This window comes from Xanthomonas sp. NCPPB 2922, assembly GCF_041520885.1.
GTDB lineage: Bacteria > Pseudomonadota > Gammaproteobacteria > Xanthomonadales > Xanthomonadaceae > Xanthomonas > Xanthomonas campestris.
In genome coordinates this window covers 82,145-97,914 of the sequence record NZ_JBGOFY010000015.1, presented here as the reverse complement: position 1 = coordinate 97,914, position 15,770 = coordinate 82,145, and the positions used below count along the sequence as shown (strand labels likewise).

General features: G+C 65.8%; 11 protein-coding genes. 5 read left to right on the top strand and 6 right to left on the bottom strand.

What is annotated here, in order from left to right; all coding sequences use genetic code 11:
- The first annotated feature begins 41 nt into the window (after positions 1 to 41).
- From ACD584_RS16200 to ACD584_RS16190, 3 genes are read left to right on the top strand one after another with little or no spacing between them, the layout of a single operon-like run.
- Positions 42 to 902, top strand: coding sequence for an SPOR domain-containing protein (locus tag ACD584_RS16200; protein ID WP_076035842.1), 861 nt, complete (start codon positions 42 to 44; stop codon positions 900 to 902).
- Between the two features lie 6 nt (positions 903 to 908).
- Positions 909 to 1,466, top strand: a complete 558-nt coding sequence (locus ACD584_RS16195; protein WP_076035841.1) for a hypothetical protein — start codon at positions 909 to 911, stop codon at positions 1,464 to 1,466.
- A gap of 23 nt (positions 1,467 to 1,489) precedes the next feature.
- Complete coding sequence (locus ACD584_RS16190) at positions 1,490 to 2,245, top strand: SDR family NAD(P)-dependent oxidoreductase (protein WP_070693708.1); 756 nt, start codon at positions 1,490 to 1,492, stop codon at positions 2,243 to 2,245.
- A 58-nt stretch (positions 2,246 to 2,303) separates the two neighbouring features.
- Here the strand turns inward: ACD584_RS16190 and ACD584_RS16185 are convergent, their stop codons facing one another.
- The 5 genes from ACD584_RS16185 to speA form a co-directional block, all read right to left on the bottom strand.
- Positions 2,304 to 2,456, bottom strand: coding sequence for a hypothetical protein (locus ACD584_RS16185; protein WP_175611482.1), 153 nt, complete (start codon positions 2,454 to 2,456; stop codon positions 2,304 to 2,306).
- Positions 2,457 to 2,609: 153 nt separating this feature from the next.
- Positions 2,610 to 3,734, bottom strand: coding sequence for an acyltransferase (locus ACD584_RS16180; protein WP_076035840.1), 1,125 nt, complete (start codon positions 3,732 to 3,734; stop codon positions 2,610 to 2,612).
- 679 nt (positions 3,735 to 4,413) lie between these two features.
- Entirely contained in the window at positions 4,414 to 5,748 is a 1,335-nt protein-coding gene (locus ACD584_RS16175) for a glycosyltransferase (protein WP_076035839.1), read from the bottom strand.
- Positions 5,741 to 9,721: a non-ribosomal peptide synthetase gene (locus tag ACD584_RS16170; RefSeq protein ID WP_076035838.1), complete on the bottom strand. Its 3,981-nt coding sequence runs from the start codon at positions 9,719 to 9,721 to the stop codon at positions 5,741 to 5,743. Before ACD584_RS16170 ends, ACD584_RS16175 begins: the two co-directional genes overlap by 8 nt.
- A gap of 878 nt (positions 9,722 to 10,599) precedes the next feature.
- Positions 10,600 to 12,486, bottom strand: a complete 1,887-nt coding sequence (gene speA, locus ACD584_RS16165) for an arginine decarboxylase (protein WP_011038943.1) — start codon at positions 12,484 to 12,486, stop codon at positions 10,600 to 10,602.
- A 241-nt stretch (positions 12,487 to 12,727) separates the two neighbouring features.
- Between speA and speE the strand changes: the two genes are divergently transcribed.
- Positions 12,728 to 13,585 (top strand): polyamine aminopropyltransferase, encoded by an 858-nt coding sequence (gene speE, locus ACD584_RS16160; RefSeq protein ID WP_011038944.1) that lies wholly within the window; start codon positions 12,728 to 12,730, stop codon positions 13,583 to 13,585.
- A 114-nt stretch (positions 13,586 to 13,699) separates the two neighbouring features.
- Here speE and ACD584_RS16155 read toward each other — a convergent pair whose 3' ends face one another.
- Positions 13,700 to 14,485, bottom strand: a complete 786-nt coding sequence (locus ACD584_RS16155) for a hypothetical protein (RefSeq protein ID WP_076035837.1) — start codon at positions 14,483 to 14,485, stop codon at positions 13,700 to 13,702.
- Between the two features lie 525 nt (positions 14,486 to 15,010).
- On the opposite strand from ACD584_RS16155, the gene ACD584_RS16150 reads away from it, so the two are divergent.
- Complete coding sequence (locus tag ACD584_RS16150; RefSeq protein WP_175611481.1) at positions 15,011 to 15,670, top strand: RIO1 family regulatory kinase/ATPase; 660 nt, start codon at positions 15,011 to 15,013, stop codon at positions 15,668 to 15,670.
- Positions 15,671 to 15,770 lie beyond the last annotated feature (100 nt).

Below are 15,770 nucleotides of genomic sequence, written 5' to 3'. Positions count from 1 at the left end.
GGCCGCATGGCCCGCAATGACGTGATTCGGAGAAGTGGTGAATGGCAGCACGACGCGGTAAGAGTCAGGCGCGACGCAATACCAGCAATGGCACACCGGGATGGGTCTGGTTGGTCGCCGGCGCAGCGATTGCGGCCGTGATCTTCCTGGCGGCCCCCAACCTGTTCAAGAAGGACGGCGACGGGTTCCTGCGCGTGGGCCCGCGGCCCAATCCGGATGCGCAGCCCGCTCCGGTGGCCGACACCGATGTCGACACGCCGGCCGAGTTGCCCAAGCCCAGCACGCCGCCGGCCAAGCCGGCGGTCAAGCCCGGCGATGCGCAGACGCAGTACGACTTCTACACCCTGCTACCAGGCAAGGAAGTGCAGATGTCCGATGCCGAACTGGCCGCCAGCGCGCGTGCCGAAGAGGCTGCGCGTGCGCGCGCCGCGCTGGAAGGCAAGCGGGTGGCACCAGCGGCCAGCGTCGCGGCCGCCACACCCACGACCAGCGTGCCGATGCCCTTGAACGAAACCGCCGCCAGTACGCCCAAGCCGTTGCCGGAAACCGCGCCCGCGCGGCCGGCCGCAACGCCGGCGCCGGCCAGCACCGCTGCGGTCACCACGCCGGCAGCCGCAAGCGCCGCCAAACCGGCGGCCAGCGCGGCCGCTGCACCGGCCGTGGCCGACACCACCCGTTACATCCTGCAGGCCGGTTCGTTCGGCGCCTCGGGCGATGCGGAGTCGACCAAGGCCAAGCTGGCGATGATGGGCCTGGCCGCACGCGTGGAGTCGGCCGACATCGCTGGCAAGACGGTCTACCGTGTGCGCATGGGGCCGTACGGCAGCGCCGGCGAATTGGCCGAGGCCAAGCAGAAGCTCACCGGCAGTGGGCTGCCGGCCATCGCCATCAAGGCGCAGTAAACACCGGTGATGCGCCGGGTCGCTGCGCTGCTGCTGTGGGGGCTGATCTGCACGGCGCAGGCCACCGAGCAGATTCCCGACCGCATCCAGATCGATGGCCGCGATGCAGCGCTGCTGGCCGAACCGTTATCTGCGGTGCTCGACGACCAGGCCACCTGGCAGCGTTTCGTCGCCAGTGCGCACCAGGCGCTGGGCGGTTGCAGCGCCAATTGGCGTGGCTACCAGGCCTATTGGCGACTGGACGGCGTGCGCCTGCTGATGGATCGCGTGGTGATCGGCGCCTGTGCCGACACGCCGCCGAACTTGCCGCTGCAGGTGCTGTTTCCGCAGCGCCAGGCGCCGCTGCTGGCAGACTGGGTCGACGGCGAACTGCTCATCGCCCTGCCTGATGAGCACGCACACGATGCAGCGGCGGCTCCTGCACAGGCCAGTTCGAAGTCGCTGCCGTATCTGCTGTTGCACGTCCAGCACGGCCAGGTCACCACACGCGAACCGCTCAGCGCGGCGATGTTGGAGGCGCGGCGCGCCGCCGCCGATGCGCAACGTGCCGCTCCCCATCCCTGACCCATGTCCCCAGGAGTTCCCCCATGTCCAAGACCGTCCTGATCACCGGCGCCACTTCCGGATTCGGCAGTGCCGCCGTCCGCCGTTTTGCTGCAGCCGGCTGGAACGTCATCGCCACCGGCCGGCGTGCCGACCGCCTGCAGGCGCTGGCCGCTGAACTCCCCGCAGGCCAGGTGCACACCGCCGCCTTCGACATGCGCGATGCACAGGCCCTGGGCGCTGCCATCGACGCGCTGCCGGCGGACTTCGCCGACATCGACGTGCTGGTCAACAACGCTGGTCTGGCGCTGGGCACCGCACCGGCGCAGCAGGCCGACCTGACCCAGTGGCAGCAGATGATCGACACCAATGTCACCGCGCTGGTGACGCTCACCCATCGCCTGCTGCCGGCGCTGATCGCGCGCCGCGGCGCCATCATCAACATCGCCTCGGTCGCGGCGACCTACCCCTACACCGGCGGCAATGTGTACGGCGGCACCAAGGCGTTCGTGCAGCAATTTTCGCTGGGCCTGCGCTCGGATCTGCACGGCACCGGCGTGCGCGTGACCTCGATCGAACCGGGCATGGCCGAAACCGAATTCACCCTGGTGCGCACCGGCGGCAACCAGGCCGCCTCGGACACGCTGTACCGCGGCGCCACGCCGATGACGGCCGAGGACATCGCCGAGCAGATCTTCTATGTGGCCAGCCTGCCGCCGCACTTGAACATCAACCGGCTGGAGATCATGCCGGTGACGCAGTCGTTTGCAGGCTTCCAGGTTGCACGCGACGCGCAGTGAGGCGGTGATGCGTGCGGGCACGCGAGCGTGCTTTGCATGCCAAGCGCATCGCCGGTAATCACGCCGCCGCACTGCGCTGCGTGGGCAGAACGAACGCCGCGTTTGCGGGCGTGTTGAAGCCGTGCCGGTGCATGGCCGTGGCTGCACCCGCTTTCGTCCATGAACGCGACTGCTGAAGCCAGAAAGCCGCGCATTGCGCGGCTTTCTTCATTGGCGTCGATACGTCGAGAGATCGGTGGGTTGGTCGATCGGTAGCCGCTGCTTGTTGGCGCGATGTGGACAGAGAACAGCGCACGGCTGCGCGCCTGTTCGGCCAGCAAGGGTGTAGCGCATACCCAACGCAGGAGCGCCAACGCCGAGCGCGCTACGCCGGCTCGGCCACCACGGCCGAACTGCGCCGGCGAAGCACACTGCCGCGCAGGCGCAGGAACGGCCGCTCCACTGCGTAGTGCAACAACGCCCCGGCCAGCAGTGCGCAGACGCCGTAGACGGCGAACGCGAGGATGCCGCGCCCGTCCAGCGCCTCCCCCAGCCAGGTCTGGGTGACATGGAACACCGCCTTGTGGGTCAGGTACAGGCTGTACGAAATGCCTGCCAGCCAGGTCGCGCCCGGTACATGCAGCCTGCCAAGCGCGCTGTTGGTGGCGGTACCGGCCAACACCAGGCATGCCAGGCCCCGCGACAACACCGGCCAGCCCACTGCATTGCCGAGCAGGCCGGTTCGGTCGCGGAACAGCCACAGCGCCAGCGCCATGACCGCCACACCGGCCAGCGCGAAAGCGTTGCCGCGCTGCTGCAGGCGCTGCCAGGTGTGCGGGCGAAACACCTTCACCACCGCCAGCACCACGCCGGCCAGCAGGCCGTCCAGACGGTTCCAGGTGGGGTAATAGATGTCTTCGATAAACCAGTTGCGTTGCAGCCCGGCGCCGGCCGCGTCCAGCGCGCTGTCATGCAGCCACACCCCCGCACGCAGCGCGATGCCTGCCGCGACCACCACGACGCACAGCACACCAAAGCGCAACGCCGACGGACGCCGCAGCAGTACCGTGGCCAGCAGCGGAAACACCAGATAGAAATGCTCTTCCACGCACAACGACCACGCATGCGAAAACGCGGCGTCACGGCCGTAATCGACCAGCAGATTCAGCGTAAAGGTCACAAACATCCACCAAGGCGCCAGGCCCGGCGACTCGCGGAATGCCGGCCAGGCCAGGTACACCGCCAGCACCACCAGGAAGGCCGGCAAGATGCGGAAAGCGCGGCGCAGGTAGAAGTCGGTGAAATCCAGACGCTGCCCACTGGCCAGCGGCATCAGCACCTGCGTGCCGATCAGAAACCCGCTCAGCACGAAGAACAGATCCACGCCCATCCAGCCGTAGCGCGACAGCCACGCCCACTCCGGCCCCAGGCCACCGACCACGAACGCGTGGAACAGCATCACCCACACGATGGCGATACCACGCAACAGATCGAGAGCCGGATAGCGCATGCGGGTAGGGGCAGTCGGGAGAACTCCAAATTGTGCCCTAACCATCGCGGCGTTACGGATGGGTGCGCGTGCATTGGCGCAGACGCCCGGGCACGCAGAGGAATGCACTACCGATGTCAGCAGCGCACGCGCATGTGGCAATGCGCCGCAAGCGCATGCATGCCTGGATCAGAAGGGTTGTGCACGCATGAAAGACACGCCACTGCGCAACCACGCTGCCAGCGTGCACGCCATTCTGGCGATCGCGCGCCAACTGGCCGGCCAGCATGACGGGCGAATGATGCAAAGCAACGCAGTGCCGATGTCAGCGGCGCACGTTTGCTTGGACACTGGTCGCGAGCGCATGCATGGAGCAGACGGCGGATAAAGAAACGTACTCCACCGCCGCATCACGCGGCCAATCATGAAGACACAGCCAGTGGCCCGATGAACCCTGATGGCTCGCACTGCTCTCACGTTAGATGGCCTTGCCTGCGCATGGATCCAGCACGCAGCGCAGGCACTCTTCCCGCACCCAAAGAATAGGCCGCGTCACACGGCGGCCAGTTGATGCGTGCGCTATAGCCTTGCGCAGCAGCGACCCGTCAGCCCATCAGCAGCCAGACAAACGTGCCTGCTGCGGCAATGCATCGCGGCACTGCTCACCTCAGCGCCGCCACATGCCAAACGCCATCGCGCCTCAGGCCATCGCCGGCTGCGTACTCCGCGCATCCACGCTGACGGGTATGCCGGCGTCCAGTAACGCCCAGGCCTCCAGCTGGTCCACGGCCCGGCGGATGCCGTCTTCGTCGCGAATGCGTTGGCCCAGCGCAGCTGCGGCCGCACGCATAGCCGGCGTGCTGGCCTGGGCGATGGCATCGGCCAGGGTCTGCGGCAGCAACCCCTTGCGCGACAACGCTGGCGGCGCCACACCGCGCTGGGCCAGGCAATGCGCCCAGAACGGTTGGTCGTAACCGAACGGCAGCACCACCGACGGGATCCCCGCGGTCAGCGCCGCACCGGAGGTACCAGCGCCACCGTGATGCACGGCCATCGCCACGCGTGGAAATAACCAGTCGTGTGGCGCCTGCTCCAGATGGAAGAAGCGCGTGGCATCGTCGTCGGCGTCTTCCCCGGCCGCCAACCCGCCCCAGCCGCTGGCCAGCAGCGCACGCTGGCCGGTCAGGCGCACCGCCGCCTTGACGGTGGCGGTGAGTTGCGCGGCATCGTTGCTGGTCATGCTGCCGAAGCCGATGTACAGCGGTGGCGGCCCGGCTTGCAGAAACGCCTGCAGCGCCGCCGGCGGCTGCCACTGCGGCTGCGGCAACTGCCAGAAGCCGCAGACCTGCGCGCTCTCCGGCCAGTCGGGCGGACGCGGACACAGGTGCGCGCTGTAGCCGTATAGCACCCGCAATGCACTGCGATCGGGCCCGTTCCACGGGTACGCCGGCAACCCCAATGCCGGGCGCACCACCTCGTTGAGCGCCGGGCGCATCAACTGCCAGCCGGCAAAGCGCATCACATGATGCAGCGCCACGCTCACCAGCCCGGGCAGGCGCACGGTGGGCATCACCATCAACGGCAGATGGCGCGAGGCGGTCAGCGGCTGCAACTGCGCGAACACCACCGGCAGGCCATACCGCTGGCCCAGGCTATGAGCCAGGAAACTGGCGCTGCCCACGCCAAGAATCAGGCCGGCATCGGCGCAGGCGGCGCGGCCCTGGTCGGCCCAATCGCGCGCCCACTCCATCAGCTGAGCACGCAATTTGCCCCAGATGCCACGCCAGCCGCCACGCATCTCGGCGATGTCCGGATGCCCCTGCAACAGCTTCTGGTGATCGCCGCTCAGCGGGTAGAACTCCAGCCCGTTGGCAAGAATCAACGCAGCAAAGTTGGCGCTGGTCAGCACCCGTACCCGGTAACCACGCTGCTGCAGGCCACGGCCCAGCGCGATGATCGGGCGAACATCGCCATGCGTGCCCAGCGTGGCGATCACCACCGGGCGCTGGGATGACGCTGTGGAGGACTCAGGCATATTCGGCCACCCCGTCGCTGGCGGTGGTGATGCAGCCGTCGGTGCGCGCGGTTTTCGCGGTCGCCGCATGCAGCAGCGTGCTGAGCGTGGCCGAGTGCGCAGGCGACAGCATCGAGTGGTGGTCGCTATCCAGGGTGTGCAGCTGCAGGGTGCGCACATACGGGCGCCATGCCTGCGGCCGGTAGTCCACCCAGAGCGCATCGTCGCCACCGGAGGTCATGCGCACGCTGGCTTCGACGAACAGCACATCCTGCGCCAATGCACGCGGCTGGTAGCGCCGTGCCAGGTGCAGGTGATGCTGGGTCACCGCGCCCAGATCATCCAGCAGCGTGGGGCGTTGATCGAGCAGGTGGCGCACCGCCGGCAACGACATCAGCCCGTAGTGATCGCACAACAGGCTGGCGAGTTCGGCCACCGTGGTCGGCATGGGTTGTCCGTGCGCCAGGTTCAGATTGAGCGCATGCACCGAGGCACGCACGCCTTCGGATTCCGGCAACGCCGCGGCCTGCTGGCGATGCGGGTAACTGTCGAGCATGGCCAGCACCTCGACTTCCTCGCCAAGCGCATGCAGCTCGGCGGTGATCGCATGGGCGATCAGCCCGCCCAGCGACCAGCCCATCAGGCGATAGGGCCCGTGCGGCTGCACTGCGCGTAGCCGCGCCAGGTAATCGCGCGCAATCGCCTCGATGCTGTCCGGGCGGTGCAGCGGGTCGCTCAGGCCAGGCGACTGCAGCGCATACACCGGCCACTGCGGGTCGAGCTGCCCCAGCAAGGTGAGATACGACCAGCCAAGCCCCACCACCGGGTGGATGCAGAACAACGGCGTAACGCCTGCGGTGCCGGCACGCAGCGGCAGCAGCACGCCCAGTGGATCGTTCGGCGTATGGGTACTGCGCCGGACCACCTCGGCCAGCCCGGCAATGGTCGGCGCATGGAACAGCGTCCCCAGCGGCAGTTTCACCCCAAACAGCTGCGGAAAGCGTGCCGCCATTTCCGCAGCGCGCAGCGAGTCGCCGCCAAGCTCGAAGAAGTTGTCGTCCACGCCCACCACGGCAATGCCCAGCACGTCCTGCAGCATCGCTGCCAGCTGCTGTTCGAGTGCATCGCGCGGGGCCAGATGCGCACGCTGCGGTATGGCGCCCGGCGCCGGCAATGCGCGGCGATCGAGCTTGCCATTGGCCGTGAGTGGCAGCGCCTGCAACGGCATCCACAGCGTGGGAATCATCGATGCCGGCAGGCGCTGCTGCAGATGCGCGCGCAGCAGCTCGGTGGACGGTGTGGCGCCGTGCTTGCCAACCACGTAGGCGAGCAGCTGCAACGCGTTGGCACCATCGTGATGCCCCACCACCACCGCCTGCGCCACCTGCGTATGCAGCAGCAGTGCGTTTTCGATTTCCGCCGGCTCCACGCGGTGACCACGGATCTTCAATTGCCCGTCCGCACGGCCGATGAATTCCAGCAGGCCGTCGCGGCGCTGACGCACGCGATCGCCAGTGCGGTACATGGTGCTGCCGTCATCGGCAAACGGGTCGTGCACAAACCGTTCGCTGGTGAGCTGCCGCTTGCCGCGATAGCCCTTGGCCACGCCCGCGCCCCCGATGTACAGCTCGCCGACCGCGCCGGTCGGCAACGGCTGCCGCTGTGCATCGAGCACGTATACGCGTGTATTGAGCAACGGCCGGCCGATGGGCGGCGCCGCCGCGTCGCTCAGCTGCAGCGGCATGATGGTCGACCAGATGGTGGTTTCGGTGGGCCCGTACAACTGGGTCAAACGGCCCACGCGGCTCAGCAGTTGCGCGGCAAGTTCGGGCACCAGGGCCTCGCCACCGACCAGCGCATGCACGCGGTCCAGCGCCAACTCCTGGTTGGCCAGCAGGATGCGCCACAACGACGGCGTGGCCTGCACCACGCTGATCTGTTCGTTGGCGATCAGGCGCGAGAGGCTGCGTGGATCGTGCGTAATCCCTGCAGGTGCAATGACCACGCGCGCGCCAGTCAGCAGCGGCAAATACAGTTCCAGCCCGGCGATATCGAAGGTGATGGTGGTGACCGCCAGCACGCGATCGCGCGGGCGCAACGCCAGTTCCTGCTCCATCGCATGCAGGAAATTGGCCAGGTTGCGATGGCTGACTTCCACGCCCTTGGGCACACCGGTCGAGCCGGAGGTGTACAGCACATACGCGGTGCCATCTGGCTGCGCCAGTGGGGCGATTGCGGCGGGCAAGACGGCCGGGCACGGGTCCAGCCAGACCATGCCGCCGAGCAGATAGCGCTCGCACAGCGCAGGCTCGCAGACCAGGGCGATGGCACCGGAATCGTTGAGCATCTGCCGGTTACGCGCGGCCGGGCTTTCCGGGTCCAGCGGCAGATACGCCGCCCCGCTCCACATCACCGCCAGCAATGCCACCAGCAACTGCTCGCTGCGCGGCAACGCGATGGCGACCACATCGCCCGGGCGCACACCATCGTCCACCCATTGCGCGGCGATGCGCGCGGCCAGCTCGCACAGCGTGGCGTAATCCAGCGTGCGGTTGTCGTACTGCACCACCACCGCAGCGGGCATCAGCTCGGCACGCTGCAGCATGCCGTGCAGCAAGGTGCTCGGCTCCGGCAATGGCGCGGCGGTGGCGTTCCAGGTGTGCAGCAGACGCTGGCGCTCGGCATCGCCCAGCACATCGACCTGACCAAGCGCGCACTCCGGATCGGCGAGCACTGCATCGGCCAGATGGGTCAGGCGGCGGCAATGTTCGGCCAGCTCCTCGCTGTCATACAACGCCGGGTTGGCATCCAGATCAAAGCGTAACGCTGCACCGTCGCCACGCTCGTAGCAGAAAATGGTCAGATCATCGGCCGGGCCATTGCACAGGTTATGCGGCACCGCGTAGGCCTCGCCAAACCGCAGTACATAGTCGAAGGCTTCGATATTCACGGCCAGGCGTGCGAACTTCTGCTCGATGCCGAACAGGCCCAGATCGCGGCGCACATCCTCGAAGCGATATTGCTGGTGCCGCAGTGCACTCCTGACCACGGAGGCCACCTGCGCGAACAGTGCATGCACCGGCTGCTGCGGGTCCATCTTCAGACGCAGCGAAATGACATTGGCCACCAACCCGGCGGCCTGCCGGTAGCGTGCATTGATCCGGCCAGTCACCGGCATGGCCAGCACCAGGTCTTCTGCGCCGGTGCAGCGGTAGTAATACGTGGCAATCAGCGCAATCAACATCTGCGGCAGGCTGGCACCGTAGTGCTTGCCCAGCGCCCGCAGCTGCACCACCTGCTGCGGGGAGAATTCCCCGGTGCCACGCAACAACCCGGTGGACAGCTGGTTGCCCGGGCGCGCCAGGGTCGTCGGCGGTGGCAGGTCGGCCAGCTGCTCCATCCAGTAATTGCGATCACGCTGAAAGCGATCAGAGTCGCGGTACTGCTGCTCCAGCTCGATCAACGACAGCGCGCTGCCGTACTCGGCAGGTACCGGCTCGCACCCGGCGGCGTAGGCGGTATACAACACCGCCATGCGCTGCATCATGATCGAAGCGCAATAGCCGTCCATCACCAGATGGCTCACGCATTGCACCCACATGTGATGGTCTTCGCCCAGGCGGAAGACTGCACACCGCCACAACGGCCCGTTCTGCAGATCCTCCGGCTTGCGGATCTCCTCTTCCACCCAATGCTCGGCCGCATTCCGTGGCGCAGGATCGTCGCTGAAGTTGAAATAATGGATCGGCGCGGTGTACTCGGGCATCACCACCTGGCTGGGCACGCCGTCGTGCTCGACGATGCATAGCCGCAGCGTGTCGAACTCGCGCGTGAGCTGCAGGCTGGCCCGGAGCAACACTTCAGGATCGAGCGGGCCGAACAACTCCAACGCTTCGGACAACATCAAGGTGTTGTCGGTATGCAACTTGCTGGCCACCCACAGCCCGCGCTGCGCTCTGGTCAGGGGATGTATCGGGGAAGAGTCAGCGTGCATTGATGTGCGTTCCTTGTTGTTGGCGTGCAGTGATCCAGCGCGTTCCCACGCATTGCGGCATCAGGATGCGGGCGAGACCTTGCTGCCTTGTAAGATCATGAGGGTGAGCAACACCATCGATCACCGACATCTTCCGGCAATACGCGATGGAAACGCACAATGGAGACGCACACGAACGCGACGCACAGTCGACTGAATTGCAGTTGACTGTTAAAAAACCCCTTGCGTCGATACAAGTTAATAAACACTAACAATCTGTGCACGCAATAAACCGTGCAAAAATCACGGTTTTCGCGTCGTGCGCAAATATTTTTACCGAAGCGTGATTTGAACTAGTGTTATTGATGCATAGGTCGCGCGCGCGCACTTCGCGATCGCAGCTGCCGCAGAAGCGCCTGATAAAGGCTGCATTCGTGCACTCAAGCCTCCACGCATACTCGGAGTCTTCATCCATCGCAACGCATCGGATGGAGGCTCGAGTAAGACCACTTTGCGTAACGCTATTGGTATAACTGCGCCGCAGAGCGAATCACTTACCGAAATCGGACTGGCTCCAGAGAGCGGCGAACGTTTTAGCAAGCACGGCGTGTCCTCGCACGATCATCTGACAGTCGCCGAACTGTCATCGGCGTGCAGCAACCTTCGGGAACAACGCGCAGCGATTGCCTACGCCTTCTCGGCACACGCATGCGGCCAATGGCAGGCCTTACGCACAAGAAAGTGCGGCGTTGGTCACTCTAATCGGTCGATGCGCATGGCGCGGGCGTGTGCGTGCATCACCCGGCTTAGAAGAGGCTGACGAGTGCACCCCGCTCCGTGGCAGGCCTGCGCATACCACCCCCACTGCGCTGCGGCACTGGCCGCAGCGCAGCTGCCCATCAGCCCAACGGCTCGTCGGACAGATAGGTGTAGCCGGTCAGGCCGGCTTCCAGGGCGTCGTGCAATTCCTGCGCGCGCTCGGGCGGCAACTGCGCCGCGGCGATACGTTCGGCATAGGTAGCACGCAGGGTGTCCAGCTGATAGCCCACGTAGTCGAGCATCACATCGGTGGTGTCGCCGCGACGCTGCTGCGCGATGCGGTAGCCGGTGCCGTCCACCGCCACTTCCACCGCATCGGTATCGCCGAACAGGTTATGGATGTCGCCCAGGATTTCCTGGTAGGCACCCACCAGGAAGAAGCCAATGCGATAGCTCTCGCCGGGGTTCAAGCCATGCAATGGCAGCGAGCTGTCCAGGCTTTCGTTCTCGACGTAGGTCTTGACCATGCCGTCGGAATCGCAGGTCATGTCGGCGATGATGCCGCGCCGCTGCGGGGCCTCGTTCAGGCGCTCGATCGGCACGATCGGGAAGACCTGATCGATCGCCCACACATCCGGAATCGATTCGAACACGCTGAAGTTGACGAAGTACTTGTCCACCAGCCGCTCGTTGAGCTCGTCCAGCACCGGGCGGTGGCTCTTTTCGTCGAAACTCAGGCGCGCACGCACGCCGTGGGCGATGGCGTAGAACAGGTCGTCGATGCGCGCACGGTGGGTCAGGTCGATCTGGCCCAGCGCGTAGGCACTCAGCCCTTCGGCATGGAAGTGCTGCGCTTCCTGGAACAGTTCCACCGCCGGGCGCACATCGAGCTCGTCGTGGATCTCGCGCAGGTGACGGATCGCCGCCGGCTCGTCGTCGTGCGCATCCGGCACGCGGCCTTCCGGCGCCTGCTCCACTTCCGAGACATTGGCGATCAGCACCGCGTGGTGCGCAGTCATCGCGCGGCCGCATTCGGTGACGATGCGCGGCGGCGGCAGGCCGTGTTCTTCGCAGGCACTGGCCAGCGGCTGCACGATGTTGCTGGCGTACGAATGCAGGCCGTAATTGATCGAGCAATAGCTGCGCGAACGCGTGCCTTCGTAGTCGATGCCCAAGCCGCCGCCGACATCCACATGGCTGATCTTCGCGCCCAGGCGCGAGAGCTCCACGAAATAGCGGGTGGCCTCGCGCATGCCGTTGGCGATGTCGCGCACGTTGGAAATCTGCGAGCCCATATGGAAATGCAGCAGGTTCAGGCTGTCTGCGTATTCGGTGTCGCGCAGCGACTTCCACAGGTCCAGCACCTGGCGCGGCGACAGCCCGAACTTGGCCTTGTCGCCACCGCTGTTCTGCCACTTGCCCGCGCCCAGCGACGCCAGCCGCATGCGCACGCCCAGGCCCGGCTTGACGTCCAGCGCGCGCGCCTCTTCCAGCACCAGGTTCAGCTCGGAGGGCTTTTCGATGACGATGAAGGTCTGCAGGCCGAGCTTGCGCCCGATCAGCGCCAGGCGGATGTACTCGCGATCCTTGTAGCCGTTGCAGACGATCAACCCACCCGGACGCGACAGTGCCAGCACCGCCATCAGCTCGGGCTTGCTGCCCGCTTCCAGGCCGAAGCCCTCGCCGTGGTGGCTGGCCAGCGTGCCGGCCACGCCGCGGTGCTGGTTGACCTTGATCGGGTACACCGCGGTGTAACCACCGGCGTAGTCCCAATCGGCCTGGGCCTGGGCGAACGCCGCCTGCAGCTTGCCCAGGCGCTGGCCCAGGATGTCCGGGAAGCGCACCAGCAGCGGCAGCTTGGCGCCGGCCGCACGCGCGGCATCCACCACTTCGGGCAGCGACACCGCAGGGCCGTCGGCGGTCGGTCTGACCACCACATGGCCGGCGTCGTTCACATCGAAATACCCATCGGCCCAATGCGGGATCGAGTAGGTCTTGCGGGCTTGGTCGAGGGACCAATCGCTCATTTCGTTGTCTCGGCTGGGGCAAAAGGGCGTGAATTGTAACGCCTGGCATGCCGAGGGTCCGTTACAATCCGCGCCGATCTGACGCCCTGTTCCCGATGGAAACGGGGCTGACGAGGGCTCGGACCTGGTCGTCAGCCGCATGGCTGCACCAGGCTGCGCCCCGACCCTCACCTGGCGCCGTGCGCCACCTTCTCCCGCCGGGAGCAGGAACAGCCCGTTTCTTTTCGATTAGGACGTCCGCATGAGCACCAACGACAACTGGTACATCGAACACTTCCAGCCCACCGGCTCGGCCATCGGCTACCGCATCAGCGGCAAGCTCGACGAGGTGCAGTCCCCGTTCCAGAAGATCGAGATCTACCAGACCACCGATTGGGGCAAGCTGATGATCATCGACGGCGCGGTGATGCTCACCAGCCGCGACAACTTCTTCTATCACGAGATGATCAGCCACCCGGCGCTGTTCACCCATGCCGCACCCAAGCGCGTGGTGATCATCGGCGGCGGCGACTGCGGCACGCTGCGCGAGGTGCTCAAGCACCCCGGCGTGGAAAGCGCCACCCAGTGCGACATCGACGAGCAGGTCACGCGCATGTCGGAGAAGTACTTCCCCGAACTGTGCGATTCCAATGACGATGCGCGCGCCGAGCTGCTGTTCGACGACGGCGTGGCCTACATGGCCAATTGCCCGGCCGGCAGCGTGGATATCGTGATCGTGGATTCCACCGACCCGGTGGGCCCGGCCGAAGGCCTGTTCAACAAGTCCTTCTATGAGAGCTGCTTCAAGGCACTCAAGGACGACGGCATCCTGGTGCAGCAATCCGAATCGCCGCTGGCGCTGCTGGACCTGATCAAGGAAATGCGCACGGAAATGGGCAAGGCCGGCTTCCAGTCGTTCAAGACCCTGCCGTTCCCGCAGCCGTGCTACCCCACCGGCTGGTGGAGCGTGACCATGGCCAGCAAGCAGGCCAACGCGGATTTCGCCTTCCGCCAGGCCGACGCGCAGGCCAAGGGCTTCGACACGCTGTACTACACCGCGCACCTGCACACCGGCGTGCTGGTTGCACCGCCGTTCGTGGCCAAGGCGCTGGGCGAGTAAGCGTGAGAAACGCCGGCAGTGGAGTACGCGCTTGCCGGCGTCGTGTGAAACGAGAACGGGGCGGATGTTGTCATCCGCCCCGTTGCCACATCTGCAGTTCCGACGCGCGTCTGATCAGAAGCGCACTTCGGCACCAACGTTCAGCACTTCTGCGCGATTGATGGTGATGTCTTCATCGGAGTAGTAGTAATCGTTGGCGTACAGATAGTTCGTGTAGAGCACGCTCAAGCTCGCATGCCGGCCGAGGTCGACGCCAACGCCCGCACCGGCATAGCCGCCGGAAACGCGCTCGTTCGAGTCGCCTTGTGAATTAGCCGACCAGTATCCCAGCCGCACGACGGCAAACAGTGGGCTGTCGCCGAAGTTGAAGCGCGCCATGCCGCCCAGACTGCCGAATTCCACGCTAGGAACGTAGTAGCCGTCGTGATCACTGATACGGGCCAGCTTTCCAACTGCGGCCTCGACGCCGATCAATGTCACCGGACCTGCCCGCCACCGATAACCGGCATTGAAGCCAAGCATGTCCTGGTCGATGCTTTCGTACACCTTGCCCTGGCCGCCCTGCACACCGATAAACGCGCCACTCTTCAGGCGTTGTTCTTCCTGGCGTGGTGGCGGTGGTGCATACGCTGGTGCTGGTGTCGTGTCCACGACCGGGTACGGTGCAGTGGCGGTGGTCATTCCATCGCTGGCGGTCCCGCTCGCATCGGCAGACTGCGGCGACGTGCCACGTGTTTGCTGCGTAGTTGAGGCAGGCGCCGCCGCACCCTGCGTACCGGCCTGCTGCTGCTTTTGCTGCTGGCGGTAGCTGTCCCAGCCGCGCGATAACGATTGCGCCGAGGCCTGTGCCGTGACGCCAAGCGCCGTGCAGGCCAACAGCAGTGTTGCGGTCCTTTTCATCGCATCCCCATGAGTGAAACTCCATCGTCTTCCGCATCCTTGCGCGCGCAGGCATGGCCCAACGGCGTCCGGAAGTGGCGCAGTTGCCGTCAGTAGCTGGAGCGTTCCCCACATCACCGCATGGCACGCGGCGCGCACGCCTTGGCATGCGCGCGGGTGATGCAGCCCCCCTGACCGCAGCGGCACAGTGCCTGGAGTCTCATTTGCGGTCAAGACGTTAAGTGACCGGTTTCCGATGGACGGTTGAGGCGCGATGCCGGGTCCTTCCGGGCTGTCAGTTGTGCCTCGTCTCAACGTAGCCACTGTGCTGCGCCGCCTCGGCATCTACTTCCCGCAACCGCCTGCATCTGCGTGATCGCCCAAGTGCCTGATCTGGCAGAGCATTCCACCTCCGGAACATTTCATTTTTAACAAATCTAATTTCAGAACTTGGAAGTTCTAAAATTGTCCGGTCCCGATCTAATGATCACCGTGGACCTGCAGACGCGTGACCACTCCCGCGCCCCCAGGGTCCGGAGAGCCGTCATGCACTACCAAGCGCTGGATACCGCCAGCCTGACCATCGCCACCCCCGTGCTGCTCAAGCAAGGCACCCGCCTGCTCGAGCCCACCGTCTACCGCACCCATCTGGATGGGCAGCTGGCGGTGGTCAAGGACTACAGCCGCTACCGGCGCACCCTGCTTGCGCCGATCGCGCGGCTGATGGTGCGCCACGAGACCAACATGCTGCGGCGCCTGCAGGGCTGGAAGCATGCACCGGCCTTGCTCGGCACCTTGGGTGGCCTGGCGCTGGGCATGGAGTTCATTCCCGGCGACACGCTCAGCGCCAGCGCGGTGGTGGGGCAGGAAGTCTTTCAGCAGCTGCAGCACGCCTTGCGCCGCCTGCATGCGGTGGGCATCACCCATAACGACCTGCATGGCACCAACGTGGTGGTCAGCGCCGGGGTGCCGGTGCTGATCGATTTCACCTCGGCGTGGCGGTTCCCGCGCTGGTTACGCCGCAGCACGCTGTCGCGGCAGCTGCAGCGCAGCGATGTGGCGAACTTCCAGAAGATGCGTCGGCGCCTGGTCGGCATCGCGCCCAGCGACGCCGAAGCCGCGCTCACCGCCGAACCGGGATGGGTGCGCGGCGTGCGTAACGGCTGGAAGCGGCTGTATCGGCGGCTGAAGGGCGGCGCTGCCTGAGATCCGGCAGGGGTGGGCCTGCGGTGCGTGTTGATCACAGGCCGGTGGGATCCACAGGATTGGCCGCGGACTGCGGACTGCGGACTGCGGACTGCGATAA

What these genes read in the sequence shown, in the direction of transcription:
- ACD584_RS16180 (WP_076035840.1), bottom strand. Translation starts at nt 3,734, where the DNA reads ATGCGCTATCCGGCTCTCGATCTGTTGCGTGGTATCGCCATCGTGTGG.
- ACD584_RS16185 (WP_175611482.1), bottom strand. Translation starts at nt 2,456, where the DNA reads ATGAAGAAAGCCGCGCAATGCGCGGCTTTCTGGCTTCAGCAGTCGCGT.
- speE (WP_011038944.1), top strand. Translation starts at nt 12,728, where the DNA reads ATGAGCACCAACGACAACTGGTACATCGAACACTTCCAGCCCACCGGC.
- ACD584_RS16200 (WP_076035842.1), top strand. Translation starts at nt 42, where the DNA reads ATGGCAGCACGACGCGGTAAGAGTCAGGCGCGACGCAATACCAGCAAT.
- ACD584_RS16150 (WP_175611481.1), top strand. Translation starts at nt 15,011, where the DNA reads ATGCACTACCAAGCGCTGGATACCGCCAGCCTGACCATCGCCACCCCC.
- ACD584_RS16175 (WP_076035839.1), bottom strand. Translation starts at nt 5,748, where the DNA reads ATGCCTGAGTCCTCCACAGCGTCATCCCAGCGCCCGGTGGTGATCGCC.
- ACD584_RS16155 (WP_076035837.1), bottom strand. Translation starts at nt 14,485, where the DNA reads ATGAAAAGGACCGCAACACTGCTGTTGGCCTGCACGGCGCTTGGCGTC.
- ACD584_RS16170 (WP_076035838.1), bottom strand. Translation starts at nt 9,721, where the DNA reads ATGCACGCTGACTCTTCCCCGATACATCCCCTGACCAGAGCGCAGCGC.
- speA (WP_011038943.1), bottom strand. Translation starts at nt 12,486, where the DNA reads ATGAGCGATTGGTCCCTCGACCAAGCCCGCAAGACCTACTCGATCCCG.
- ACD584_RS16190 (WP_070693708.1), top strand. Translation starts at nt 1,490, where the DNA reads ATGTCCAAGACCGTCCTGATCACCGGCGCCACTTCCGGATTCGGCAGT.